Origin of the sequence: Flavihumibacter cheonanensis (genome assembly GCF_022352215.1) — a bacterium.
GTDB classification, from domain to species: Bacteria; Bacteroidota; Bacteroidia; order Chitinophagales; family Chitinophagaceae; genus Flavihumibacter; species Flavihumibacter cheonanensis.
The window spans coordinates 532,030-557,240 of sequence record NZ_JAKRWF010000003.1 but is presented as its reverse complement, the minus strand read 5'-3'; the positions used below and the strand labels follow the sequence as shown (position 1 = coordinate 557,240).

Below are 25,211 nucleotides of genomic sequence, written 5' to 3'. Positions count from 1 at the left end.
GTATTCATCTTTTAATTAATCTCCCAGGAAATTTTCCCATGAATTCTTTGTTGGCATATACCAGTTCTCCATTTACCCAGACTTTCAGGATCCCATCAGAAAGGGCCTGTGGGTTTTGTATGGTGGCATGGTCCTGGACGGTTTCTGGATCCAGCAGTACCATGTCGGCATAGTAGCCCGCCGCGATCAGTCCGCGTTGCCGGATGCCTACATGTTCTGCTGCGAGGGCGGTCATTTTGTTGATCGCAGTTTCCAGTGATATAATTTTTTTCTCACGCACGTATTGAGCCAATACTCTTGTAAATGATCCATATCCACGAGGATGGCCGCCATCTGCACCATCGGAACAAATATTGGTGTGTTGCCAGCTCAGAAAAGCTGATACATCTGCATCAGTCATAGACTTCCCCATAATGCCTTCGACTCCACCACTATCCGGATTGGCTTTGCGATAAGCTTCCACTTCCGCGATCAATGCCATCAGGGTGCGGGCAGGCGTTTCCTTTCGCAGTACTGCAACTTCAGAGAGTGTTTTACCGCGGTATTCCGGCCGGGGTTTATAGGCTACCAATACTGATGCAGCGGGATCTAAACTTTGAGTTACCGCGAATTCAGCACTGGCTTCATTGGTATAATCTGTTTTTGGAAACAACACTTTCAACGTGCTTCGCCAAAATTCATACGGATAAACATCCGCTGTGATATTGATTCCCTGCTGTCTTGCTCTTTCCAGTCGGGCGAGGATAGCAGGTGCTGTTTTCCAATCGTTTTTCAAGGCAATTTTCAGGTGCGAAATCTGAACCGGAATACGGGCTTCTTTTCCGATGCCGATAATTTCTTCGATGGCATCTCTCAACTGGATATCTTCACTCCGGATATGACTGATATAACGTCCCTGGTTAAACGAAGTAACCTTTGCCAGTTCCAACACTTCATTATAGGAAGAGAACCAGGCGCCATCATATTCCAATCCGGTTGACAAGCCCAATGATCCTTTTTTTAATTCGGCAGCCAGCAGGACTTTCATTTTATTCAATTCATCGGGTGTAGCTGTCCGGTGCAGGTCATTTTCTCCCATTACTTTTTCCCGAAGGCCAGTATGCCCGGTATAAGTTGCCAGATTAATAGCAGGAGCGTTTTTTTTGAACGAACTCTCCAGGCTGTCCATCCAGCTGCCATATCCATCCTGGCCGGCTACGATGGTAGTGATTCCCTGGTTCAGGGCTGCCAGCGCCTGTGGTTTGGATTGCAGGGAACCTTCGAGGTGACTATGGGTATCAATAAAACCGGGCGCCAGGATCTTTCCTCCGCCATCTACCACCGGTTCATCGGGAAAGGGTTGCAGTTCACCCACTGCCAATATTCTATCTCCTTCCAGGCGAACGGTTGCTGAGCGGGCAGGTGTACCTGTTCCATCCACCACTTTCACATTGGATATAATTCGGGTAGGCTTTACTAATACAGGCTTTCCGTTGAACCAGTTTCTGGCTGCAATCATTGCGGCTGGATTGCTGCCACTGCTAAGCAGTATCAGGGTGCGCTTCTTTTTGACATCCCGCATTATTATGTTTACAAAACCCGTCCAGCCTCCGGTATGCGAATATTGTTCTCCCGCTTTGTCAACACCCCATCCGAAACCATAGGGATAACTGGAATCCCGGCCAGGAATAGTGAGTGGTACGGGTTGGAAAGCCATAGCCAGTGTAGCCGGCTTTATGATTTTTGATTTGTACAACTGTTGTTCCCATTTAAGCAGGTCTTCTGCAGAGGAAAAGAGATTGCCATCACCGACAACGCCATCCCAGAAAGTAAGATCGTTCAATCTTCGTTGGCCATTCTCTTCCCGAAATCCTTTTACCTGGTTGGGGTTGTTTACGGTATTGGGTAAGCGAAAAATATAGGTATTCTTCAAGCCAAGCGGACGAATGATTTCTTTTTTGAAAAATTCTTCTATGCGCTGGCCGGATACTTTTTCAATTATGGATGCCAGTAAAACGTAGTTGGTGTTGCAGTAGGACCAGGAACTGCCGGCCGTAAATTTCATTGGAGGCTGGTATTGAGCCAGCATAGCAAGCAGCAGTTCATTGCTCAGTGTATCCGCGTTGCCCCGGTTGTTGTTGAACAATTCAAAATACTCCGGTAGTCCGGATGTATGAGTCATCAGTTGACGGATAGTTATCTCATGATAAGGAAGCGTTGGGATATGTTTTCTGGCGGGGTCATCAAGTTGCAACAAACCCCGGTCATAAAGGATCAATATGCCTGCACAAATAAACTGTTTGGTAAGAGAAGCCAGGTTAAAAGGTGAAGATATGCTCAATGGTTTTCCGGTTTGAAAATCCGCTACCCCATAAGTTTTGGAGAGGATCGGTTTCCCTTTTTCCGCATAGAGTACTACGCCGTTAAAACGACCGGATTGATACAGCGCGGTAAGCGCTGAATCGATATTTTGCACCTGGGCAACAAGTTGATTCGGGCGAATCAATAGCAAGGTACCTGCCAGTAGCAGGACAATCATTTTTTTCATAACATCAGTTGGAGCCTGAATTTAGCTATTTAATCAGACAAGCCTGATATCTTTACGTATGCGAATTACAATTCAGAATGAACGCATACGGGCGGTGATTCATCCAATCGGTGCGGAATTGCAGGAGTTGAAAGACCTGCAAACAGGCGTTGATTATTTATGGAGCGGAGATCCTGCTTATTGGGGCAAGTTTTCACCGGTGCTGTTTCCGATTGTCGGAACACTTAAGGAGAATACGTATTTCTATAAGGGGCATCAATATTCCTTACCCCGACATGGATTTGCACGCGAAAGAAGTTTTGAATGCATTGATCAGTCAGCGGAGAGTGCAAGTTTTCTTTTGACAGATGACGCTACCACACGTGAGGTTTATCCCTTCGATTTTCAACTGGTGATTCGCTACACCTTATTTGAGAACCTGCTTTCCTGTACCTATATGATTTCGAATCCGGGTAAAGAAGACAGCTATTTTTCTATCGGGGCGCATCCTGCATTTGCTGCTCCATTACGAGTTTCAGGTGAAGATCAACGTTATGAAGATTATTATCTTGAATTTTCTGATTCCGATGCCTTGCATCGTTATACATTGGTTAACGGGTTGATTGGTACAGGAATTACAGAAATTCCGTTGCTGGATAAAAAGCTGCAGCTACAAAAAGAACTTTTCCGACAGGATGCGATCGTTCTGAAAAACCTGCCAGATACGGAAATCCGGCTGAGGTCAATGAAGCATGCACACGGACTGGATTTTGGTTTTCATGATTTCCCTTTTTTCGGTATCTGGGCAGCGCCGGATGCGCCTTTTGTTTGCCTTGAGCCCTGGTGCGGCATTGCGGATAGTGTTGATCACAACCAGCAACTGACAGATAAGGAAGGCATAATTTGCCTGCCACCCAATGAAATTTTCGAACGTCAATGGACGGTGCGTATTTATTGAACCTTGGTAACGTCAATGGACCAGTCTGGGCCAGATGAAACTTTATATTGATTAGCAAAATTTCCCTGGTTAACTCCAAAAGACAGATTGAGCAGGCTATTCAGGTAAGCGACCGGCTGGCCCGCTGCCACAGCGGAAAAAGTAGTTCCAAAAACAATCTTTCCGGAATACACCAGTTGTCCTGATTTTCGGATACTCATGGAAAGCGTATCTCCATATTTCCAGCCTTTCTGTTTGATATGGATTTGTGGAATATTTGTCCAGATATTACCATATTGTTCATCCAGTACCGGAATATTTCCCTGGATGGAATCCCTTTTTATTTGCGCTTCCTGATAGGGAAGAAGTACTGCCGATGCGGGGTCCAACATAGTACCAATATCTTCAAATCGAATCTTTCCTGCAGCTAAGCGGGCGGCGGTATAGGCATAGAGGTCGCGACCATGAAAGGTGTACGAATCGGAAGAGCCAGGCAGGCGATTGCGTTTTTCATCTATTAACCGGAGAGCAGCAATGCCGACTTCCTTTGCCAGCAAGGTGAGGGTTCCATTATCGGGGGTAACGATAAATTGGCTGGTTCTCAATTTGGCAACAACAGAACGTCGGTTGGAGCCAACACCCGGGTCTACCACGGAAACAACCACCGTTCCGGCAGGCCAGAAGGGAATGGTTTGCCGCAGCCGGTAGGCGGCTGTCCAGATATCATAGGCCGGGATTTCATGCGTCAGATCGTACTGTGCCAGTCTGGGTGAAACGCTGTAGGCAACTCCTTTCATGGCAGCCACCGCACCATCTTTCAGTCCGAAATCAGTCTGGTAAAGCAGCACCGGTTGCTGGGCAGAGAGGCTGGACAAAAGGAGAAAGCAAGAAAGGGAGGAAAGGAGGAAACGGTACATACGCAATGGTTCAGCCACCTAAAGGTAGGCGAAAGCTCGGCCCAATTGCACTATCTTTACGACTTAACGAAATGAGATTTATAAGTGAAGTTTACTGATTTGAACCTTGATCCGGGACTGATGGAAGGAATCGAAGCATCCGGATACATTACCCTAACGCCTGTACAGGAACAGGTTATGCCGGCCATTTTAGAAGGAAGAGACCTGATCGCTTCTGCGCAGACCGGTACCGGCAAAACCGCCGCTTTTTTATTACCGATACTAAGCCGATTAATTGAACATCGCCACGAAGGGCATACCAGCGGGGTGATCATCGTACCTACCCGTGAGCTGGCTGTGCAGATCGCGCAGCATGTTGAGGGGCTCTCTTATTTTACGCCAATCAGTTCACTCGCTATTTATGGGGGTGGTGATGGAGGGGCTTTTGTGCAGGAAAAACAGGCCTTGCGCAATGGTGTGGACCTGGTGATCTGTACACCCGGAAAACTTATCGCTCACCTGAATATGGGGTATGTGGATTTCAGCCAGGTGCAGTTCCTGGTATTGGATGAAGCAGATCGCATGCTGGATATGGGTTTTCATGATGATATTATGCGTATCATCCGGCACCTCCCTGAAAAAAGACAGAGCCTGCTGTTTTCAGCGACCATGCCTGAAAAAATCCGCAGCCTGGCGAAAAAAATCCTGAAGCAACCGGTGGAGGTGAATATCGCTATTTCAAGGCCTCCGGAAAAAATAGTTCAGCGCGCCTATGTAGTGTATGAACCCCAGAAAAAAGCGCTCATTCAAAAAATAATCCGCGAAACACCTCATAGAAGTCTGATTATTTTCTGCAGTCGTAAACATACCGTAAAGGAACTAACCCAGACCCTTAAGCGAGCTAATTTCTCTGTGGCTGAAATTCATTCTGACCTGGAGCAGTCGGAGCGTGAAGATATCCTGGGAGGCTTTAAAAGTGGTCGGATTCCGGTAGTGGTGGCAACCGATGTATTAAGTCGTGGTATTGATATTGACACCATTGATGTGGTTGTGAACTATGATGTACCGCATGATGGCGAAGATTATGTTCACCGGATCGGAAGAACTGCCCGGGCAGAGAAGGATGGGAAAGCGTTTACATTGGTGAGTGAGCAGGAAATGAATCGGTTTGGCCGGATTGAACAACTGATTGGCAATGAAGTTCCCAAGCTGGAGATTCCCTCAGAGTTAGGTCCCGGACCGGAATACAAACCCGGAGGCGGGAAACATGGAGGAGGGAAGAAAGGAGGAGGGAAACATGGAGAAAGGAAGAGGGGGGAAAGGAAGATGGAGGAAAGAAAGATGGAGGAAAGGAAAAGGGAAGATAGGAGGAAGGAAAATGTTCCTGCGTCTAACGGGGAGCCTAAGGCGAAGATTAAGTTGGAGAAGAAAACTAATAATCCTGGTCCTGCAGAATAAATAGCATGCATATTTTGAATCGAAATTCCTGGCTGGCTGTTCTTGTTTCCATAGCCATGATCTGGGCCTGTAGTCCGAATCCTTATAAGGTTACCAATCGTGCTCATAAGAAGCAGGTTCGGCAGTTTGCGAAGCAACTCAAGCAATTTCCTCCGGCTCAATCCATGTCAACAGCTCCGTATTGGGTAGGTACCACCAATTTCGGCATGCGCAAGCCGAATTTTGTGATTATCCATCATACGGCTCAAAACAGTTGTGATCAAACCTTGCGAACCTTTACCTTGCCTCGTACAAAAGTGAGTTCCCATTATGTGATTTGTAAAGATGGAACCATCCATCATATGCTGAACGATTACCTGCGTGCCCAGCATGCCGGAGTGGGAAGCTGGGGTTATGATACTGACCTGAACTCATCCAGTATTGGCATCGAGCTCGATAACAATGGCTTTGAATACTTCGATGATCGCCAGTTGAATAGTTTACTAACCTTATTGGACACACTAAAAAAGCGTCACAACATTCCCGTAGGTAATTTTATTGGTCATGGCGATATTGCTCCAACCCGAAAAAATGATCCGAACTGGCGCTTTCCCTGGAAACAATTAGCGGATCGCGGGTTTGGAAAATGGTATGCAGATACCACGGGTGTTGAAGTGCCTGAAACATTTGATAAGCTTATGGCTTTGCGTTTGATTGGATATAATGTAAGTGATTCAGTAGCTGCCAGGCATTCGTTTAAGCGGCACTGGTTGCAGGATACCACCGCAGGATGGACGCCGGAAGCAGTAAAGATTCTTTACCAGTTGAGCAGATAATCGCCAGGAGGTTGGGTTAGGAGCTGAGTCGTTGTGATAACTGAACCAGGTGTTCTTCTTCTGCCACAATTCGAATTGTTTTTCCCTCTTTTTTTGACCACTTCACCAGTCGGATATAACCGTCCGCAATTTCAAGTCCGGTTATGGTGCCATCAGCAAAACAACAACATCCTGCATTAAAATAGCTGGGTCTCATGGTGTGGTACTGGTGGCTCACATGATCATATTCTCTTTTTCTTCTTGGGATTTCTGCTTTGATTTCCTGGATTCTTTGGGTATCCTTCTTTTGTTGTGCTTCTTCCAATTGGAGGTACAATCGTTCCAGGTGCGTTAATGAATTAAACACAGGCTGATGGGTATGTCCTGTTATCAATACCAGGTTTTGCTGAGCCGCACTCCATTCGTACATATATTGATTGTGCAGGGTTTTAAGATTAGAGTTAGAAGAGGGAGAATTGGTATTGATTTCAAGAAAGGCCTGCAGGGGTCCCCAGATATAGCTGACAAACCATTTTGAAAACGCGTTGCCATCGCTTTGCGCATCACCCTGGTGACCATGCGTGCAGAAAAAATCGAGATGACCGTAAGGAAGTTCAGCTCTCAAAACCGCGCCTGCAAAAGCTTTTAGTGGTCTGCCGTAAATTGCTTTGAGAAAACTGGGGGCAAGAGGATCGTTGCCCCAGTAAAGGTCGTGGTTACCATAAATTTTCACAAAGGCTTTCCGATTGGCAAACTGGATCTCTTTTTCAAAATTGGCCTTATTGTATTTGATGACATTGGGAAGGATGTTTTCCCAGAGTTCCTCACTATCGCCAAGGTTTATGTAGAAATAATTTCTTTGTAGATAATAATCGAGCGCCGTCATGTAGTTGTCTTCACAGATCGCAAAATCATCTGCACCATCCCGGGTGCCTTTGTGCAGGTCGGTAAAAATGATGACAGGATGTTCATCCGGCCGGAAGCCAATCAACGGACCTTTTTTTCCTGGCTCTGTAATGATGGAACGATATAGTTCAGCTAATGCCTGGTTAACATTGGCTTGTTTAGGCGCCGAGCTAAACCTGGCAACCGCCCAGAGGACCGGTTTTTTCAAGAGGAATTGAAGGATCAGTCGGATCAACTCCAATAGGACCAGGAAAATTTTTCGCATATGGAAAGTTACAAACTGGAGTGGATTCCATGCAAGGCTCTTTATCTTGCTAAAAAAAGAAATGGATTTCGGAAGGGTTTTACCGGAATTATTGGAACAGTTAGATTTTTCGCTGCCACCTGATCCGCTGCTTACACAAAAAGTTTTATCAGGCAAACGGGCGGCTGATCCTGGATTATTCCTGGGGGCAACGAGGTGGACAGTAGGGGAATGGGTGGGTAATCTGTATCCGCGATTAACCAAACCAGCGGTTTTTTTAACGGCGTATGCCCGACAATTGAATACGGTAGAATTGAATGCTACCCATTATAAAATTTATTCGAGGGAAGAATTGCAGAAATGGGTGCAACAGGTGGATGACGCCTGTGATTCGGTTAACCATCCGGGTAAGTTTGTCTTTTGCCCGAAGTTGTACCAGGGGATCAGTCACCGCGGAGCATTAAAAGGAAAAGAAAGTTTGGTGCAGGAATTCATTTCGGCTGTCCAGGTTTTTAATGAAGGAAAATGTACGAGGCTGGGGCCAATATTCATTCAGTTCTCAGATTCGTTTGCGCCAGGCCGACAGGTTGAATTGCTGGAGTTTCTGGCATCACTCCCGGCTTCGGTTCAATGGATGATAGAACTCAGGCATCCTTCCTGGTTTGAGGTAAGCTCAAGGATGCAGGATTTTTTTGGGATGCTGGCTCAATTAAAAATCGGATTGGTGATTACGGATGTGGCGGGCCGCCGGGATGTTAACCCGATGTTGCTGACCGTGCCCACTGTGATGATCCGGTTTGTGGGCAACCAGGGGCATCCTACAGATTATAGCAGGATGGAAGCCTGGGCGGAACGGTTGGGACAATGGTTTGCATGTGGCCTCGAAACTGCCTATTTTTTTCTGCACCTTGGAGAGGAGGCATTGGTTCCGAAATTTTCAGTGTATGCAGGGCAGTTGCTGAAGCAAAAGACGGGAGTGGAAACAGCGGTTCCGGTATTGGAGGAAGAGCCGAAGCAGGGAAGTTTGTTTTGATGCATGGAAGGGAGCCTCTTTCTTCCATGCATCCGTCTTCCTTTCCTCCCTCTTCCATTCCTCCGCCTCACCTCTCACGTCTGACGTCTCACAACACCTGCGGCAGGTCTTTCCAGGAAGTAGTATACCGGGGGCTCATCTGATCCTGACGCATGGTCCAGGTTGGCTGGATACGGTAGCTCCGAAATGAATGGTGTTGGCGCCCTGGCTGAAATTGATATTATCCAGTGCTTTCATAAGTTTTTTAGTTGTTGGTTCATGGACTGCATTGCTTTCAGCGGAGTGTAAAAACAGGTTTTCCTGTAAACTGGAAGCAGGAACCAATCCTGATAATTGCACACCCGCTTTCAGGTATTTTCTTTTTCCCTGGTAAATCAGCGGCAGGAGTGGCAACGCATAAGTCAGGAGTTCATTGGTACCGGAGCAGGGTTTGGGCAGGCGCAGCGCGGTGCTGAATTTTTTCGGATTATAGGTAAATTTTTTTTCATCTGCGGCTACAACGTAAAGACCAATTTCGGTGGCTGCACTGTCTTGCCGACGTAGTTTTTCGGCTGCCCTTGCCAGGTAGGTAGCAACAGCTTCGCGGATCTCTTCCAGTTCATAAACCGGTCTGCCAAACATACGACTGCTGCCGATCATTTTCTTCTTTTCCAGGGGATCCTTCAGATCAATGCAGGGAATTCCATTCAACTCCTTGTGCAATCGAACTCCAACTACGCCACCCATGTTTTTTTGCACCCAGTTTATAGGAAGGCGACTGAATTTCAGGGCGTCTGTAATACCTAAGCGCCTTAACTTTTCCGCATATTGGTGACCGATACCCCACACTTCCCCGATTTCTGTTTCTTTTAGCGCCTGTTCAAGTTCGTCAGGTTTTTGCAGAACGAGTGCACCCCTGGATTCCTGTTTATTTTTTTTAGCCAGTCGGTTGGCCAGTTTGGCAAGGACTTTAGTTGGAGCTATCCCAACTGAAACCCGGATTCCTGTCCATGTTTCTACCCGATGCTTTAAACCGGATGCTATGGAACTAAGCTGTTCTGCGGGAACCTGTTCAAGTTCAAGAAAAGCCTCATCTACTGAATAGACTTCCACTTTTTCAGCACCAACAAAGTTGCGAAGGGTATCCATCACCCGCATGCTAAGTTCGCCGTAAAGCTGGTAGTTGGAAGAAAAGACTGCAACCTTATTTTCAATGATCTGCGATTTGCATTGAAAATAAGGGGCTCCCATTTTGATGCCAACAGCTTTGGCTTCATCACTTCTTGCGATGATGCAACCATCGTTGTTGCTCAAAACAACCACGGGCTTATTCTCCAGATCCGGTCGGAACAGACGCTCACAGGAGCAATAAAATGAATTACAATCTACCAGTGCAAACATCTCTTTGGATTAGTGTCTTTTCACATCTTTCCCTTCTTCCCTCCTCCTTTTCTCCTTTCTCCTTTCTCCCGTCTCCTTTGTTTCCTCTTCCATACCTTAAAAGCTGTGCACCGTATGCGTCACTACTCCCCAAATTGAAAAACTTTCGCAACCAGGGTCAATATCAATCGGGGCGAGGCGATCTGTTTCGGGAATCAATCGCATTTTATTGAATTGTTTTTCGTACCGGCGAATCAGCATTTCACCATTGAGATTGGCTATTACGATATGGCCGTTGTGCGGGGTGATGGATCGGTCAACAATTACCAGGTCGCCCTGGTGAATTCCGGCACCTTCCATTGATTCTCCCCGAATACGGAGAAAAAAAGTGGCCGGTTTGTTCCGGATCAGAAAATCATTCAGGTCAAGCGCTCGGGTTGCATAATCATCGGCAGCAGCTCCGAAACCGGTGGCATTTGCATTTCGAACATCCTGTTGTTCAAAAGATTTGGTACCGGTGTAAGCGGCAGCATAAGTAGTATCGAGTTCCATAAAAAATGATTGTGGTTAAAAATTAGTAAGCGGAAAACAAAATTATTTGTTTTTGCTAAATTAATTAGTATTTTTATGCTAAATAAGTTGGTTTAAAATCCAAAGCGATGAACAAACCTGAAATCTTCAACAAAGTAGCTGGGCGGGATGGTGCGGCAAGGAGGGAAGACTCAACCAGGAAGGAAGTATCCGCCAGCAAGGAAGCTAAAGTTGCGGCCCTAACTGTGGGCAACGGATCCTATGGAAAGCAGTATGAAATGAATGTAAAGTTGCCGGAGACAATTCTTGGTGCAGTTGCTGAAACGGCCGCTGAGTTGGAATCTCTCAGAAAGTCTCAATTAGTAAAACTTTCGAGGCCAGTTCTGACAATTGCACGATTCCAGGCGAGGGAAGAGATGGAAGGCACGCTGTTGCGCTGGATCAACCGCATACTGAGTAGCCAGTCGGGTTTTCGATTTGCTTTCAATAATTACGGAAGTATGCCTGGAAAGCCATTGTATTGGCGTGTACAGGAAGCGGAACCCTTCCGGCGATTAACGGATAGTTTGCGGGTGCTGGAAGGCTGGTTGCAAGGGAATGGATGCCATGGACTCGAATTATTTTCTCACCCGAGGCTTCATTTGGTGGATGAACTGGATAGCAGTATTGAGCGGGAAGTGCTGTTGGCTTTTTCAGCTTCCACTTTTTATGAGGTCGTTGAATTGCAAGAAGTGGAGTTATTGGCAACTGAACAGTGGGCAAATGATTACAGGTTGGTTTCGAGGTTCTCCCTGCTGCCGGAGGGATTTAAACAAGCGGATAATAATCATTAAAAATCTGGTTATGCAAGTACATCAGTCGGTTGGTGAAAAAAGACAGGAAGGTTTTTTTCGGTATTCATCAATGCCAGGGTACCAGGAACATGAATATCAATTGGTATGGTCTATTCCGGATGCGGTAAAAGAGAAAATCAGAAAAATCCGTGTGGGTTTCCAGGAGAAATACCCGATGCCCTATGGCGCTGGTCAACAGGTATTATTACCATTGGTGAAATTCAAACAACGGCAATTATTGGAAGAACGGGTAAAGCATTCCATCTATCAATTAGCCACCGGCTGGCGACCTTTTCAAATCCGGCTCCAGGATTTTGCAGCGCAACCTTCCCACAGTATTTATGTTCCTGTTGCTGCGCGGTCGGGTAGTTCGGGTGACGCAGGATTAGCAGGAATAACGCGCGATTTGAAATCGATTCAATCACTGCTACGGCTCGACAAGGAACATACCCCCTTCTTCATAACAGACCACAAAATCCTGGTTGCAGGAAAATTGCCGCCTCCTATTTTTGACAAAGCCTGGTTAGAGTATGCGCAAAAATCATTTTCAGCCCAGTTCCTGGCAGATGCCTGTCTCCTGCTGAAACGGTCGGCTGGTAACCCCAACTGGCAAATCATCCAACGAGTGGAATTGAGAAATCTTCCTGTAGGCGTGAAGCAACAATCACTGTTTGAAGCCTGATTCAAACGAAGTAAATCATCAAACGGTTCATGAAGAAAGCAGCACAAAAGGAAAACAAAGGGTTGCCAAAAATGCGAGGCAGAGGAGCCCAGATCAATCCATCGAATCGTTTTGATGCTACGCAGGTATCTCGTTTGGAGAATACTGCCATCGATGAATGGGTAGACGCCGACATTGCCACACAATACCTGGAACAGGAAGCAAAAAGCCTGGTCAATAAAGTGGATAGTCCGGATGTCAATATGTTTTACAGCATGAATCCCTACCAGGGTTGTGAGCACGGTTGCATTTATTGTTATGCGCGCAATTCACACGAGTACTGGGGATATAGTGCGGGATTGGATTTTGAACGAAAGATCATAGTAAAGCGAAATGCTGCAGAATTATTGCGGAAATTTTTGATGCGACCTGCCTGGGAATGTGTACCTATTTCAATTAGCGGCAATACCGATTGCTACCAGCCGGCTGAACAACGATTCCGATTGACCAGAAAATTATTGGAGGTATGCAGGGAATTCAACCAGCCCGTAGGTATCATCACCAAAAATGCGGGTGTTTTAAGGGATGCTGATTTGCTGGCATCAATGGGCGAAAAACGCCTGGCATCTGTGCTGGTTTCGATCAATAGCCTGGATGAATCTTTACGAAGGCAAATGGAACCCCGCACCACTACTGCAGAACAACGACTACGAGTGATTCGTGAATTAAGCCGGAAAGGAGTACATACCGGGGTAATGATTGGTCCGGTTATTCCAGGTTTAAATGATCATGAACTGCCATCCATTCTTGAAAGTGCAGCAGCGGAAGGGGCAACATTTGCTGCCTATACTTTTGTCCGATTAAACGGTGCAGTTAAACTGATTTTCCATGATTGGTTATACACCAATTTTCCGGATCGCGCTAACAAGGTATGGCATAGCATTGAGGAAGGGCACGGAGGAAAAGTGAATGATAGCCGGTTTGGGACCCGAATGCGGGGAGAAGGGCAGCAGGCATCCATCATCAACCAGCAGTTTAAAAAGTTCCGGCAGTTGTACGGATTGGATAAAGAACGTTGGAGCCTTGATATCAGCCAGTTTTCACGGCCTGGCCAACAAATGAAACTTTTTTGAAAGCAGCGTTCTTATATTTGACGCCTACTATGGAACAAATAATTGAACGCATTGATCAGCTCTGGCAGCAGTTTTCAGGTCAGCCTGCAGCAGCCATTACCAAATTGCCACAATCGGGCAGCGACCGGATGTATTTCAGAGTGGAAGGCGTCCAGGATGCAGTTGTTAATTCAGCGATCGCAACCTATAATCCGCATATCAAAGAGAATGAAACCTTTCTTTCGTTTACCGAATCACTGAAATCGGCTGGTGCACCGGTTGCCAATGTGTTCGCAGTGAATGAGGAGCATGATATCTATCTGCAGGAAGATTTTGGAGATCGCTCTCTTTTGAATGAACTGGAAGAAAAAGGATTTACAGAAGAAGTGTTTGCGTTATTTCAGCAAAGCCTTTCCAAACTGGCACACCTTCAGATAAAGGGAGGAGAGCAAATCGATTATTCCAAATGCCTGACAGCCCGGGAGTTTGGAAAGCAGGCAATCATGAGTGACCTGTTGTATTTCAAATATTATTTTCTTGACACCCTCAAGTTTCCCTACGATAAACAGGCACTGCTGGATGATTTTGATGCATTGAGTACCTATCTCACACATACGGAAAACAAACATTTCATGTTCCGGGATTTTCAAAGCCGGAATATCATGGTGAAAGACGGACAGGTTCATTTCATCGATTACCAGGGCGGTATGCTCGGAGCCTTACAATACGATGTAGCATCCATGTTGTGGCAGGCAAGGGCTAATCTGCCAGACGAATGGAAAGACAGTTTACTGGAATATTATATTGGAGAGGTAAATAAAATTTTACCAAATCCAGTTGATCCGGTTCTCTTTACCATTCAATTCAATGGATATGTCCTAATCCGGTTATTACAGGTGCTGGGTGCATATGGTTTCAGGGGCTTCTTCCAGCGAAAAGCACAGTTTCTGACCAGTATTCCGCAAGCCCTGAAAAACCTGAGTGCCTTCACGGGCAATCGCAAGATGGGTATCGCAGTTCCTGAATTTGATAAATGTCTTCAATTCTGCACCAGTGCGGAAGTGATGGAAAGATTTGAACCTTTACAGGCGGATGAATCAACACCGCTTGTTGTGAATATTCATAGTTTCTCCTATAAAAAAGGAATTCCAACTGACCCAACTGAAAACGGTGGCGGATTTGTCTTTGATTGCCGGGGAATTTTTAATCCAGGCCGTTTCGAAGAATACAAAACCCAAACAGGCAGAGACAAGGCGGTTAAGGATTTCCTGGAACAACGTACCGCCATGCCCGATTTTCTGAACAGCGTTTTTGACCTGGTGGATATCAGTGTGGCTGAATATATCAGGAGAGGATTTGTGAGCTTGCAGGTAAATTTTGGTTGTACCGGCGGACAACACCGGTCTGTATATGCCGCGGATGCACTTGCGCGTCACCTCCGGAATAAATTCAAAGTAAAAGTGGAAGTGAAACATATTGTACAGGATGCAAAAAACTGGATCAACCCATGAAAGCAATGATTTTCGCAGCCGGACTGGGAACCCGTTTCAAACCCTGGACCGATCAACATCCCAAGGCTCTTGCCCCTGTGAACGGGAAGTCCTTACTTCAACGGAATATTGAGTACCTCCAACAGTATGGTATAACCGAAGTAGTGGTCAATGTGCACCATTTCGCGAACCAGATCCGGGAAGCTGTGGAAAACGCAAATGGCTGGGGTAGTAAAATCCTTATCAGTGATGAGCGCGATGAAGTACTGGAAACAGGAGGTGGTTTGCTTAAAGCTGCGCCCCTGCTTGGAAACGAACCATTTCTTACCATCAATGCGGATGTGTTAACCGACCTGAACCTGGATGCCCTTTTACAATTTCACCAACAGGAAAAAGCGCTGATCAGTTTTGGTGTAACCAACAGAAAAAGCACCCGCAATATCCTGTTTGATAAACAGAACCGGATGCAAGGTTGGGTTAACCTGGCAACCAATGAATTCCGATTTCCGCCAGAATCGCCCTACTCAGCAGCTAATGCTTTACAGGAATTGACGCCAAAGGCATACAGTACCGTGGTGGTGTTTTCACCCGCGATATTTTCGCTGATTTCCAGGACTGGAAAATTTTCGCTGATAGATGTTTACCTCGACCTGGCAGGAACCCATAAAATCATGGGTTTTGATCATAGCGGAGATCGGTTTATTGATGTAGGAAAGCCGGAAAGTGTAGCTCAGGCAGAAGCGCTTTTCGATTGACCCGGTTTTCTTTCTGGATTTACGCAAAATCTTAAACTATTTTGGCATCGTTTGAAAGGAGGGCGTTTTGGCGCTGGAATAAGCTAACTTTAAGAAGATTAGTAGACGATTTCTGCCATGCAACGATTGATCCGATCAAATAAAAAAGCGTTTATCCTGGCTGCCGCACTGGTGGTCATCCTCAGCCTTTCCTGGGTAATCAGCCGTTCCGCGCGCGACCGCGGTGCACCAGTTGATTTCAGTACAGAAGTCAAACCCATCCTCAATAAACATTGTATTTCCTGCCACGGTGGTGTGAAAGCCAAAGCAGGGTTCAGTGTGCTCTTTGAAGAAGAGGCATTTAGTCCTACTGAATCAGGTAAACCAGCCATCATCAAAGGTGATCCGGATGCAAGTGAGATGATTCGTCGGCTTACCCTGGACGATCCTGAAGAGCGCATGCCCTATGAACACGATCCGCTTTCACCGGATGAAATTGCGTTGTTGCGCCGTTGGATCAAACAGGGAGCGCCCTGGGGAGATCACTGGGCTTACCTGCCAGTGAAAGAACCAAAGGAAAAGAAAACCATTGATCAACATATTAAAGAAGAGCTCGAAAAACAAGGCTTAAAGGGGTCGCAACGCGCTGAAGCGCCCGTATTGCTTCGAAGAGTAAGCCTGGACCTGATCGGACTCTACCCTGAAAAAGAGCAGGCAGAAAAGTTTTTACAAGCCGGCGGATCAGCTGCCGCCTATGAAGAGCTGGTAGATAGTTTATTGGCATCGCCCCGGTTTGGCGAGAAATGGGCCAGTATGTGGCTCGACCTTGCCAGGTATGCTGATACCAAGGGCTATGAATCAGATGGACACCGGGATGCCTGGCCTTATCGCGACTGGGTGATTAAGGCCTTTAATCAAAACATGCCCTACGATCAGTTCATAAAGGAACAAATGGCGGGCGATTTGCTGCCCAACCCCACCGATGACAATTATATCGCAACTGGTTTCCATCGCAATTCCATGACCAATGATGAAGGCGGAACGGATAATGAGGAATTCAGGGTTGCGGCGGTAATGGATCGCATCAATACCAGTTGGGAAGCGATCATGAGTACAACCTTTTCCTGTGTGCAATGCCATAGTCACCCCTATGATCCATTCAAACACGATGAATATTACAAGTTCCTGGCTTATTTCAATAATACGCGGGATGAAGATGTACCAGGTGAATACCCGTTGTTGCGGAGGTTGACACCGGAGATGGATAAGGAATTGGAGTATGTAATGGGGTGGATGGAGGAAGGGAAGAAGGGAGGAAAGGAAGAGGGAGAGTGGGTGAGGAAGATGGTCAAGTTTTATCAGCCGGCGGTGAACTCCACTACAGCCGATAAACTCGACAATGCGGTAATCGCTAATATGAACGGCGGACTGATTTTTAAAAATAAATCCACTGCAAGATTTAAGAACATTGACATGGAAGGGACTGAACAGATGATCTGGCAGTTTTATTGCAATAAACCGGGAGGCACCTTAACGCTTCGATTGGATGCACCTGATGGTCCCATTATTGCCAAATCACCTGTTCAGGCTAAGGATCAGTGGCGTTTTGAAAGTATTTCATTTGCAAAACAGCAGGGTGTACACGATCTCTATATTCAATATAAGCGAACTCCGCTTGCTTCCGAAAAAGATGATTTTACCATCAGCTTCAACTGGGTCTCCTGTGTGCCTGCCTTTCCTGGTAAAGATCGTCCGGGTTATGCGGCTGCCTATCAGCGATATTGGAAACTCCTGACAAGCTATGTTCCGGGTATGCCGATTTTGTATGAGAATCCGGCCAGTCTCAAAAGAACTACCCATGTTTTTGAACGAGGTAATCGATTAACCCCTGGGGCAGAAGTGAAACCTGCAGTGCCGGCATCACTCCTGCACAATATGCAACTAAAGGAAACGGATATGCCTAAAAACCGGCTGGAGTTGGCCGCCTGGATGACGGATCCCCGCAATCCGCTGGTATCCCGCACCCTGGTGAATCGTTTATGGGAGCAGCTTTTCGGAACCGGCCTGGTGGAAACTCTGGAGGATATGGGTACACAAGGTGCTAATCCAACTCATCACCAACTGCTGGATGAATTATCATGGAAGCTGATACACGACTACCAATGGAACATCAAAAAACTTTTAAAAGAAATGGTGTTGAGTGCTACCTATCAGCAGGATAGTCGGGTAACTAAAGAACAATTGGATAAGGATGCAGCCAATAAATACTATGCGCGCGGACCAAGAATACGTTTGAGTGCTGAGCAACTGCGTGACCAGCACCTGCAGGTGAGCGGAAAGCTGAGTACTAAAATGTATGGTCCGGGCGTAATGCCCTGGCAGCCCGATGGCATCTGGTTATCTCCGTATAATGGTGCCCGTTGGACGATGAGTGAAGGGGAAGACCGGTATCGTCGGGCGGTTTACACGTATTGGAAACGTACTTCGCCCTATCCGAGTATGATCAATTTTGATGGGGCGCAGCGGGTCGTTTGTAATGCGCGCAGGATCCGGACGAATACGCCGCTTCAGGCGCTGGTAACAATGAATGATTCGGTGTATGTGGATCTGGCGGCGCATTTTGCGAGGAGAATGGAAATTGGAGACGAAGGGGACAAAGGAGGCAAGGAGAAGGGAGGAAAGGAAGAAAGGAAGAGGGAGGAGAAGAAAGTGGAAGAAATGGTGAAATGGGGGTACCGGCAACTATTGTTTAGTGAAATAAAAGAGGAGCAATTGAAAGCGATGATGGGATTGTATGCGAAAGCGCGCGCTACCTATGAGGCTAATCCGAAAGAACTGGAAGCTTTTAAGCAGCCAACGGCCCATGCGGCGGCCATGGTTGTTGTAGCGAATGCCCTGCTGAACCTGGATGAAGTAATCGTAAAAAATTAATGCAACCAATAGTGAGCTTATGACAAGAGATGAATTGCATGCACAGAAATTGTTGAAGGAAGCCGAGCAGGCGCATCTTCAACTGCATACCCGCCGGCATTTTCTGAAAGAAAGTGCAATGGGACTTGGCGCACTGGCAATCGGTTCGCTATTAGGGAGCTGTGGCCAGTCCGCTTTGGATAAAATGGCCAGGGAAGCGGCCAATACAGGTTTTGATCCGCTTCGCGATTTTGATCCTGCACGGCCCCTACTGCCTAAAGCACCACCCTTCGCCGCCCGTGCGAAGAGTGTGATTTATCTGCACATGGCGGGAGCGCCATCGCAACTGGAATTATTTGATTACAAACCCGAGTTGATGAAAATGGACGGGCAGGATTGTCCGCCTTCTCTACTAGAGGGAAAACAGTTCGCTTTTATTACAGGTGTACCAAAAATGCTGGGTCCTCAGGCTACGTTTAAGCAAAGGGGTGAGTCCGGTGCCTGGATCAGCGATCACCTGCCGCATTTTTCCACCATGGCCGATGAAGTGAGTTTTCTGAAAGCAGTTACCACTGATCAGTTTAACCATGCACCTGCGCAATTGCTGATGCATACGGGCACACCTCGCCTGGGTAGGCCATCCATGGGCTCCTGGGTAACTTATGGATTGGGTACTGAGAATCAGAATCTTCCCGGGTTTGTGGTACTGACCAGTGGGGGCAGTTTTCCTGATGCCGGTAAAAGCGTTTGGGGAAGTGGGTTCCTGCCATCGGTATACCAGGGCGTGCAATGCAGAAGTGAAGGTGATCCGGTCTTGTTTATTAATGATCCGAAAGGGATGAGTCGCGATTTGCGCAAGGCCAGTATCGAAGCGATCAACCAGGCGAACGCAGCCACCTATAAAGAATATCAGGACCCTGAGACGCTGAGCCGGATCTCGCAATATGAAATGGCCTTCCGGATGCAGATCACAGCGCCGGAAGTGATGAATATTAATGATGAGCCGGATTATATCCATGAGATGTACGGCACGCAGCCGGGTAAATCCTGTTTTGCGAACAATGCCTTATTGGCTCGTAAGCTGGTGGAAAAAGGGGTTCGGTATGTGCAGTTGTTTGATTGGGGCTGGGATGCTCACGGCGATAATGCCGGCAATAGTTTGAACCTTGGTATTATCAATAAATACCGAAGCGTGGATAAAGCCATGACGGCATTATTGCTGGATCTCAAACAACGTGGTTTGCTGGATGATACCCTGGTGGTTTGGGGCGGTGAATTCGGTAGAACTCCCATGATGGAAAACCGGAATGGGGTACAGAATCCATATAAGGGCCGGGATCATCATACCGATGCATTTACCCTTTGGATGGCGGGTGGTGGTATCAAAAAAGGCTTTACATATGGCGAAACGGATGAGATCGGTTATAGTCCGGTTAGCGGTAAAGTAGAAGCCTTCGATATCCAGGCTACCATTCTACATCTGATGGGCATCAACCACGAAGAGTTCACTTATCCTTTCCAGGGCCGTCCGTTCCGATTGACAGATGTGGGGGGACGGGTGATCGAGGAGGTAGTGGCCTAGGATGGAAGAGGAGACAAAGGAGAAGGGAGGAATGGAAGATGGAAGAAGGGAAGAAAGGAGGAGGGGTATGGAGCAGAAAACAAAGGAGTCGAAGGCAAATGGAGGCGGGAGGAAGGGTATGAAATCGGATGATTTTTATAATCGCTTATAGGCGACATTTCATGGGGATAATGACTGTTTTATGTAACAATAAGAATCCACCTAAAAACAAAGGTGCTGGGAGAACTTTTTCGCACCTTCCCAAATGTATAATTGCATGTATATGAGAGATCCATAATTTTCATTTGAGTGTTGGGATTGTGATCTTTTCACGTCTGACGTCTGACGTCTCACTTTTTTTCACCTTTCACTTTTCACCCCCCCATGCTTGGCAACTTCCATCCCGTCATTGTCCATCTTCCTATTGGTTTTTTATTACTGGCGATCCTGTTTCAATGGATTGGACGCAGGCCTTCCTATGCACATCTGCGGTTATCAGTCCCCGTTATATTGGTGTTGGGAATGATCAGTGCACTGCTTGCCTGTGTAACCGGACTGGCGATTTCCGGATCTGCAGACTATCCCGAAGAATTATTGGGTTGGCACCAGTGGATGGGGATTGGTACCACTTTATTGTCCCTGGGTATGTTCTGGGCTGTACAGCGCAAAGAGGCAAAGATGACGAACTTGTTCTCAGTTTTGCTGCTTGCAGGTGTAACGGTGACCGGGCATCTAGGAGGTTCGCTTACTCACGGTGAAGATTTTCTGTCTTTTGAAAAAGAGGTAGCAAAACCTACCCTGGGACCCATTACAGATATTCAATCAGCCCATGCCTATAACGACCTGGTACAACCGATTTTTGAAGCGCGTTGCGTAAGTTGCCATGGTTCCGGAAAACAAAAGGGCAAACTGCGACTGGATCAGCCTGATTATATTTTAAAAGGCGGGGAAGATGGAGTGATAGTGAAGGCCGGAGATGCGGATAACAGTGAGTTAATCAAACGCTTATTGCTACCGGGCGATGCTAAGAAACATATGCCTCCGATACGGGAGGCACAGTTAACGGATACTGAGATCAGTTTCCTGCATTGGTGGATTCAATCCGGATTAGGCTTCAAACAGTTGGTGAAGGATTTGCATCAAACGGAGGCTGATAAGGCAGTTTTACTGGCTCTTCAAGAGCAATCGCAACAAACAGGGGATGATGCAGAAACTGCCGGGAAAGGAAAATCCAGCGAATCGGGAAAACTCAACGCCACAGGTAAATCAGCAGCATCAAGAGCTGGAGTCAAGCCCGTGTTTACATTGGCGGCATCTATTCCATCAGAAGGAGTAAAAGCTGCAGATTCCGCGCTGGTTGACCGATTAAAAGCCAATGGAGTGGTGGTTTTACCGGTGAATGCGTCCTCCAATTATTTGTCGCTGAATTTTGTTACCGTAAACAAGCAGGTGCCTGATAGCATTCTGAATCTGCTGGCAGGCATCCGCGAACAATTGATATGGTTGAAGCTGGATGAAATGGAGCTGACCAAAGCAGGATATGCTGCTATCGGGAAACTGGACAATCTAACAAGACTCCAAATAACTCGGGGGAATCTATCGGATGAAACGATTAGCGCACTTTCCGGGTTAAAAAATCTGCAATGGCTGAATATCGCTGGTTCAAATGTTTCACCTGATGGCTATCGGCAATTGAGTGGTCTTTCTAACCTGAAACAACTATTTCTGTATAAAGGCGGCCTCACGAACAATGACTGGTCCGCACTCCAGCAACTCTTCCCGAAAGTGCAAATCGATACAGGCAACTACCGGCTTCCCTTACTACCCGGTGATACCTCCCTCGTGAAATAACCACCCGTCCGGTGCCACCGGACGGGTGGCACCGGACGGGTAAACTATACTCGAACGTACCAGCGGCGTTTGTTCATGTACCAGGCGATGGCCCAGAGCAGGAACACCAATGAGAGCGAATACAAGAGGGAGGCAGTTTCGGGGCGACTGGTAATCGGTTTACAAATGTTTTGGAAATACCAGCCCAGCGGATGGGTGTACTTGATTTCACCAGCCTCATTGAGACCATTTGGAATGCGGATCAACCAAAGGGTTTTGGGCAATACCCCGCTCAACACGTAAATGAACAGCGGGTTTTTGCCAAAGGCATCAAAGAAATTGGGCACCACACCTTTCCAGCCCCGGAATTCAATGAGTTGCACCAGGGTAGCCAACAGCATGGTTGCCAGTCCAACTGTGTATAAAACATAGGAACTGGTCCAGATTTTCTTGTTGATCGGGAAACTGAGTCCCCATGCCATTCCCGCCAGCCAGAGCACCACTCCGGCCATAAACAGGTTGGCAACCATTTCGGCATTTTTCCCTTTCTGCCTGATGTAGTCACCAATCAGAAAGCCTAAAATCACCTGTGCGATGGAGGGTATAGTGCTGGCTATGCCTTCCGGATCAAAAGCGACACCTTCCCCTTTGTACATATGGGCCTCTCCTAAAATTATCCGATCCAGCTCTGTGCCCCAGAACCCTTCCAGACTGTAGGGGTCCGCAGGATTGCCAGCCATTGCTGTTATGACCCAATACCCAAGCAGCAGTAAGGCTGCTATGTAAAAAGCCATTCGTGCTTTAAAGAAATAGATGATCAATGCCCCAAACAGATAAGCAAGTGCGATCCGTTGCAGTACGCCAAAGATCCGAAGGGTTTCAAAAGGTTTTCCAACCAGTTCATTGTTTTCCCATTTTACAAAAGGGAACCAGTTCAGCATCAGGCCGATCAAAAAGATCAGTAATCCACGTTTTACAATTTTCCAAACGGCAGCGGATCGGTCCATGGCTTCCAGTCGGGGTAAAACAAAGGCGATTGCATTACCAACCGCAAAGAGAAAAAACGGAAAGACAAGATCGGTTGGCGTGCAACCATGCCAGGAAGCATGTTGAAGTGGAGCAAAGGCCTTGCCTGCCTGGTTATTCACCAGGATCATAAAAGCTACGGTGGCACCTCTGAAAACATCTAATGAAAAAAAGCGCTGTGATGAACCTGCAGCGGCAGAGAGTTGGTTGGCTGTCAATGTGCTTTATTTAGGGTGAAAATTAGCATATTTGTTAAAATCCACCACATGGAAGAAGCTCAAATGTATCCGGGAGTCAGCATTCATGCCACCGCTGTTATTGATAAAGGGGCGCAGATCGGTGCCGGTTGCAAAATCTGGCATTTTTGCCACCTGATGCCAGAAGCCAGGGTGGGGGAAAACTGCATCCTGGGGCAGAATGTGTTTGTTGATAACCAGGTAAGCATCGGGAAGGGATGCAAGGTTCAGAATAATGTATCGCTGTACAATGGAGTGCAACTGGAAGAAGAGGTATTCATCGGGCCTTCGGTGGTATTTACCAATGTGATCAATCCCCGGGCATTTATAGAACGTAAGCAGGAATTTAAACCCACCATTATAGGGAAAGGAGCCAGTATTGGGGCGAATGCTACCATCGTATGTGGGATTCAAATTGGGGCATTTGCATTGGTGGGTGCAGGGGCTGTAGTAACCCGGGATGTGCCTGCATATGCGAAAGTAGTCGGCAATCCGGCAAAGCAGATCGGATGGGTTGATAAAGAAGGGAATAGCGTTGACAATCAACCGATCTAATAATAGTTTTCCCCTATATTTGTTAATAAATGGTGAAGTACCCACCACCATTGCGAGGACCCTTAAAATTCAACCTGTGAATCAAGTGCTGGCATTGTTGGCGGTAGTTCTGATTACAACATATTTTTGTTGAAGGCAAGGAGGTCGAATTCTGGGCTCCCTTGCCTTTTTTATTGCAGGTGGGTAAGGAAAAATTCAGGCCGATGGGACTGAGGAGGCGAAGCTATGCCTAAATTGCAGCGTTGAAAAACCTGAGACCTATGACCAAGCAGAAAAACTGGTACGCACTTTATACAAAACCGCGCTGGGAGAAGAAGGTACATGAATTGCTTCTTCAGAAGGGCTGGCAGTCGTATTGTCCGTTGAATAAAGTGCGTAAAAAATGGAGCGATCGGTATAAAGTAGTGGAGGAGCCTTTATTCAAAAGTTATGTTTTTGTACGGGTAACAGACGAAGACAGGGCCGATGTACGTTTTGTGGACGGTGTGGTGAATTTTGTTTACTGGCTGGGAAAACCGGCGCAGGTAAAAGAGGTGGAGATCGAGCGGATCAAGCGATTCCTGAATGAGTTCGAAGATGTGGAAGTGGAACAGCTTCCGGAACCCAAACCAGGTGACCAGGTGATCATCACTTCAGGCGTATTCATGGAACAGCAAGGGCGAATTTTGTCGGCCGATAAGAAACGGGTGGAAGTGCTGATTGAGAGCCTGGGATGTAAACTGGTAGCTACGCTGGATAAAGAGAAGGTGGTTGTAAAGTGATGCAGACAATTTTGATACTTAACCAATACTATACATGCTGAAAAAGCTATACCAGGGTGCAGCGATGGTAACTGCACTTTTTTTGTTGATTGCCTGTGGTGCATCGCAGAAAAATCACCAGCAACGGATTATACTGCAGGGAATTGATACGGCGGATATAGGCGCTTTGGTTATTCCTGATTTGATTATCAAAAAAGGAGATCTTTTATCAATTTTAGTATACAGTGATAACCGTGAGGCTACTGAAATCTATAATCAACCGCAAACCGGGGGAGGTTCGACTGTTGGTGGAAATGCAGGAACTTCGTCTCTCTCTATTTTAGGAAGAGGCTACCAGGTTGACAATAATGGACAGATATTTTTTCATTCGCTTGGGCCTATCGATGTGCTTGGATTAACTAAAAAGCAAGTCGCGGATTTGATAACCGAGCGATTGCGTCTCTACCTTCAAAACCCTTATGTAGTGGTTCGTTTTACAAATACCAGAATTACTGTGATGGGAGAAGTATTAAGGCCAGGTATGATTGAATTTCCTGATCAAAAAATTTCAATACTTGATGCAATCGGCTTGTCTGGAGACCTTACCAATTTTGCCCGTAGAGATAATATTCTAATTGTACGTGAAGTGAATGGTAAAAGGACTACCGGCCGTATTGATTTGCGTTCAGCTGATTTTTACAACTCTCCTTTTTTCTATCTGCAACAGAATGATTTTGTTTACGTTGAACCTAACAGAAAGAAACCAACGGGGAATGAACAGGTACTGATGAGAAATATTACAATTGCAAGTAGCCTCGTATCAGTAGCAGCCCTTGTAATAACTTTAATTGCACGATAA

At 46.6% G+C, this 25,211-nt stretch carries 23 protein-coding genes; 16 read left to right on the top strand and 7 right to left on the bottom strand.

Annotated elements, in window-relative coordinates:
• Nucleotides 1-4: 4 nt before the first annotated feature.
• The gene (locus tag MD536_RS16295; RefSeq protein WP_239602084.1) at nucleotides 5-2,527 is read right to left on the bottom strand and encodes a serine hydrolase; all 2,523 of its coding nucleotides are present in this window, start codon (nucleotides 2,525-2,527) and stop codon (nucleotides 5-7) included.
• Nucleotides 2,528-2,585: 58 nt separating this feature from the next.
• On the opposite strand from MD536_RS16295, the gene MD536_RS16290 reads away from it, so the two are divergent.
• The gene (locus MD536_RS16290; RefSeq protein ID WP_239602083.1) at nucleotides 2,586-3,464 is read left to right on the top strand and encodes an aldose 1-epimerase family protein; all 879 of its coding nucleotides are present in this window, start codon (nucleotides 2,586-2,588) and stop codon (nucleotides 3,462-3,464) included.
• On the opposite strand, the gene MD536_RS16285 is transcribed toward MD536_RS16290, so the two are convergent.
• Nucleotides 3,458-4,360 (bottom strand): SAM hydrolase/SAM-dependent halogenase family protein, encoded by a 903-nt coding sequence (locus MD536_RS16285; protein WP_239602081.1) that lies wholly within the window; start codon nucleotides 4,358-4,360, stop codon nucleotides 3,458-3,460. The genes MD536_RS16290 and MD536_RS16285 overlap by 7 nt on opposite strands.
• A gap of 99 nt (nucleotides 4,361-4,459) precedes the next feature.
• On the opposite strand from MD536_RS16285, the gene MD536_RS16280 reads away from it, so the two are divergent.
• Both MD536_RS16280 and MD536_RS16275 read left to right on the top strand, forming a co-directional pair.
• The gene (locus MD536_RS16280; protein ID WP_239602079.1) at nucleotides 4,460-5,797 is read left to right on the top strand and encodes a DEAD/DEAH box helicase; all 1,338 of its coding nucleotides are present in this window, start codon (nucleotides 4,460-4,462) and stop codon (nucleotides 5,795-5,797) included.
• A 5-nt stretch (nucleotides 5,798-5,802) separates the two neighbouring features.
• Complete coding sequence (locus tag MD536_RS16275; RefSeq protein WP_239602077.1) at nucleotides 5,803-6,612, top strand: N-acetylmuramoyl-L-alanine amidase; 810 nt, start codon at nucleotides 5,803-5,805, stop codon at nucleotides 6,610-6,612.
• Nucleotides 6,613-6,628: 16 nt separating this feature from the next.
• On the opposite strand, the gene MD536_RS16270 is transcribed toward MD536_RS16275, so the two are convergent.
• The gene (locus MD536_RS16270) at nucleotides 6,629-7,762 is read right to left on the bottom strand and encodes a metallophosphoesterase (protein ID WP_239602074.1); all 1,134 of its coding nucleotides are present in this window, start codon (nucleotides 7,760-7,762) and stop codon (nucleotides 6,629-6,631) included.
• A gap of 61 nt (nucleotides 7,763-7,823) precedes the next feature.
• Between MD536_RS16270 and MD536_RS16265 the strand changes: the two genes are divergently transcribed.
• Nucleotides 7,824-8,774 (top strand): DUF72 domain-containing protein, encoded by a 951-nt coding sequence (locus MD536_RS16265; protein ID WP_239602071.1) that lies wholly within the window; start codon nucleotides 7,824-7,826, stop codon nucleotides 8,772-8,774.
• 88 nt (nucleotides 8,775-8,862) lie between these two features.
• Here the strand turns inward: MD536_RS16265 and MD536_RS22175 are convergent, their stop codons facing one another.
• The 3 genes from MD536_RS22175 to MD536_RS16255 form a co-directional block, all read right to left on the bottom strand.
• A complete protein-coding gene (locus tag MD536_RS22175) occupies nucleotides 8,863-8,928 on the bottom strand; it encodes a DUF4113 domain-containing protein (protein WP_369075808.1) in 66 nt (21 codons plus the stop codon).
• Nucleotides 8,910-10,154 (bottom strand): Y-family DNA polymerase, encoded by a 1,245-nt coding sequence (locus MD536_RS16260; RefSeq protein ID WP_239602069.1) that lies wholly within the window; start codon nucleotides 10,152-10,154, stop codon nucleotides 8,910-8,912. Before MD536_RS16260 ends, MD536_RS22175 begins: the two co-directional genes overlap by 19 nt.
• Before the next feature lie 96 nt (nucleotides 10,155-10,250).
• On the bottom strand, nucleotides 10,251-10,685 hold the full coding sequence (locus tag MD536_RS16255) for a LexA family protein (protein WP_239602066.1): 435 nt from the start codon (nucleotides 10,683-10,685) through the stop codon (nucleotides 10,251-10,253).
• A 107-nt stretch (nucleotides 10,686-10,792) separates the two neighbouring features.
• Between MD536_RS16255 and MD536_RS16250 the strand changes: the two genes are divergently transcribed.
• The 9 genes from MD536_RS16250 (at nucleotide 10,793) to MD536_RS16210 (ending at nucleotide 21,816) form a co-directional block, all read left to right on the top strand.
• Entirely contained in the window at nucleotides 10,793-11,497 is a 705-nt protein-coding gene (locus MD536_RS16250) for a hypothetical protein (RefSeq protein ID WP_239602063.1), read from the top strand.
• 10 nt (nucleotides 11,498-11,507) lie between these two features.
• A complete protein-coding gene (locus MD536_RS16245; protein ID WP_239602061.1) occupies nucleotides 11,508-12,179 on the top strand; it encodes a 2'-5' RNA ligase family protein in 672 nt (223 codons plus the stop codon).
• Nucleotides 12,180-12,208: 29 nt separating this feature from the next.
• Nucleotides 12,209-13,291, top strand: coding sequence for a PA0069 family radical SAM protein (locus tag MD536_RS16240; protein WP_239602059.1), 1,083 nt, complete (start codon nucleotides 12,209-12,211; stop codon nucleotides 13,289-13,291).
• A 29-nt stretch (nucleotides 13,292-13,320) separates the two neighbouring features.
• Nucleotides 13,321-14,781, top strand: coding sequence for a RapZ C-terminal domain-containing protein (locus tag MD536_RS16235; protein WP_239602056.1), 1,461 nt, complete (start codon nucleotides 13,321-13,323; stop codon nucleotides 14,779-14,781).
• Nucleotides 14,778-15,515: a nucleotidyltransferase family protein gene (locus tag MD536_RS16230; protein ID WP_239602054.1), complete on the top strand. Its 738-nt coding sequence runs from the start codon at nucleotides 14,778-14,780 to the stop codon at nucleotides 15,513-15,515. Before MD536_RS16235 ends, MD536_RS16230 begins: the two co-directional genes overlap by 4 nt.
• Nucleotides 15,516-15,632: 117 nt before the next feature.
• Complete coding sequence (locus MD536_RS16225; RefSeq protein WP_239602051.1) at nucleotides 15,633-18,425, top strand: DUF1553 domain-containing protein; 2,793 nt, start codon at nucleotides 15,633-15,635, stop codon at nucleotides 18,423-18,425.
• 19 nt (nucleotides 18,426-18,444) lie between these two features.
• On the top strand, nucleotides 18,445-19,986 hold the full coding sequence (locus MD536_RS16220; RefSeq protein WP_239602049.1) for a DUF1501 domain-containing protein: 1,542 nt from the start codon (nucleotides 18,445-18,447) through the stop codon (nucleotides 19,984-19,986).
• A 1-nt stretch (nucleotide 19,987) separates the two neighbouring features.
• Nucleotides 19,988-20,137, top strand: coding sequence for a hypothetical protein (locus MD536_RS16215; RefSeq protein ID WP_239602048.1), 150 nt, complete (start codon nucleotides 19,988-19,990; stop codon nucleotides 20,135-20,137).
• 212 nt (nucleotides 20,138-20,349) lie between these two features.
• A complete protein-coding gene (locus tag MD536_RS16210; RefSeq protein ID WP_239602045.1) occupies nucleotides 20,350-21,816 on the top strand; it encodes a c-type cytochrome domain-containing protein in 1,467 nt (488 codons plus the stop codon).
• A 44-nt stretch (nucleotides 21,817-21,860) separates the two neighbouring features.
• Here the strand turns inward: MD536_RS16210 and MD536_RS16205 are convergent, their stop codons facing one another.
• Nucleotides 21,861-23,039, bottom strand: a complete 1,179-nt coding sequence (locus tag MD536_RS16205) for an acyltransferase family protein (protein WP_239602043.1) — start codon at nucleotides 23,037-23,039, stop codon at nucleotides 21,861-21,863.
• 48 nt (nucleotides 23,040-23,087) lie between these two features.
• Between MD536_RS16205 and MD536_RS16200 the strand changes: the two genes are divergently transcribed.
• The 3 genes from MD536_RS16200 to MD536_RS16190 all read left to right on the top strand — a co-directional run bounded on the left by MD536_RS16200 (nucleotide 23,088) and on the right by MD536_RS16190 (nucleotide 25,211).
• Nucleotides 23,088-23,612, top strand: a complete 525-nt coding sequence (locus tag MD536_RS16200; protein WP_239602041.1) for an acyltransferase — start codon at nucleotides 23,088-23,090, stop codon at nucleotides 23,610-23,612.
• 260 nt (nucleotides 23,613-23,872) lie between these two features.
• Nucleotides 23,873-24,373, top strand: coding sequence for a transcription termination/antitermination protein NusG (gene nusG, locus MD536_RS16195; protein ID WP_239602040.1), 501 nt, complete (start codon nucleotides 23,873-23,875; stop codon nucleotides 24,371-24,373).
• 34 nt (nucleotides 24,374-24,407) lie between these two features.
• Entirely contained in the window at nucleotides 24,408-25,211 is an 804-nt protein-coding gene (locus MD536_RS16190) for a polysaccharide biosynthesis/export family protein (protein WP_239602037.1), read from the top strand.

Excerpts from the sequence above, each read along its gene's own strand:
- MD536_RS16295 (WP_239602084.1), bottom strand. The coding sequence starts at position 2,527 with ATGAAAAAAATGATTGTCCTGCTACTGGCAGGTACCTTGCTATTGATT.
- MD536_RS16290 (WP_239602083.1), top strand. The coding sequence starts at position 2,586 with ATGCGAATTACAATTCAGAATGAACGCATACGGGCGGTGATTCATCCA.
- MD536_RS16285 (WP_239602081.1), bottom strand. The coding sequence starts at position 4,360 with ATGTACCGTTTCCTCCTTTCCTCCCTTTCTTGCTTTCTCCTTTTGTCC.
- MD536_RS16275 (WP_239602077.1), top strand. The coding sequence starts at position 5,803 with ATGCATATTTTGAATCGAAATTCCTGGCTGGCTGTTCTTGTTTCCATA.
- MD536_RS16270 (WP_239602074.1), bottom strand. The coding sequence starts at position 7,762 with ATGCGAAAAATTTTCCTGGTCCTATTGGAGTTGATCCGACTGATCCTT.
- MD536_RS16265 (WP_239602071.1), top strand. The coding sequence starts at position 7,824 with ATGGATTTCGGAAGGGTTTTACCGGAATTATTGGAACAGTTAGATTTT.
- MD536_RS16260 (WP_239602069.1), bottom strand. The coding sequence starts at position 10,154 with ATGTTTGCACTGGTAGATTGTAATTCATTTTATTGCTCCTGTGAGCGT.
- MD536_RS16255 (WP_239602066.1), bottom strand. The coding sequence starts at position 10,685 with ATGGAACTCGATACTACTTATGCTGCCGCTTACACCGGTACCAAATCT.
- MD536_RS16250 (WP_239602063.1), top strand. The coding sequence starts at position 10,793 with ATGAACAAACCTGAAATCTTCAACAAAGTAGCTGGGCGGGATGGTGCG.
- MD536_RS16245 (WP_239602061.1), top strand. The coding sequence starts at position 11,508 with ATGCAAGTACATCAGTCGGTTGGTGAAAAAAGACAGGAAGGTTTTTTT.
- MD536_RS16240 (WP_239602059.1), top strand. The coding sequence starts at position 12,209 with ATGAAGAAAGCAGCACAAAAGGAAAACAAAGGGTTGCCAAAAATGCGA.
- MD536_RS16235 (WP_239602056.1), top strand. The coding sequence starts at position 13,321 with ATGGAACAAATAATTGAACGCATTGATCAGCTCTGGCAGCAGTTTTCA.
- MD536_RS16230 (WP_239602054.1), top strand. The coding sequence starts at position 14,778 with ATGAAAGCAATGATTTTCGCAGCCGGACTGGGAACCCGTTTCAAACCC.
- MD536_RS16225 (WP_239602051.1), top strand. The coding sequence starts at position 15,633 with ATGCAACGATTGATCCGATCAAATAAAAAAGCGTTTATCCTGGCTGCC.
- MD536_RS16220 (WP_239602049.1), top strand. The coding sequence starts at position 18,445 with ATGACAAGAGATGAATTGCATGCACAGAAATTGTTGAAGGAAGCCGAG.
- MD536_RS16215 (WP_239602048.1), top strand. The coding sequence starts at position 19,988 with ATGGAAGAGGAGACAAAGGAGAAGGGAGGAATGGAAGATGGAAGAAGG.
- MD536_RS16210 (WP_239602045.1), top strand. The coding sequence starts at position 20,350 with ATGCTTGGCAACTTCCATCCCGTCATTGTCCATCTTCCTATTGGTTTT.
- MD536_RS16200 (WP_239602041.1), top strand. The coding sequence starts at position 23,088 with ATGGAAGAAGCTCAAATGTATCCGGGAGTCAGCATTCATGCCACCGCT.
- nusG (WP_239602040.1), top strand. The coding sequence starts at position 23,873 with ATGACCAAGCAGAAAAACTGGTACGCACTTTATACAAAACCGCGCTGG.
- MD536_RS16190 (WP_239602037.1), top strand. The coding sequence starts at position 24,408 with ATGCTGAAAAAGCTATACCAGGGTGCAGCGATGGTAACTGCACTTTTT.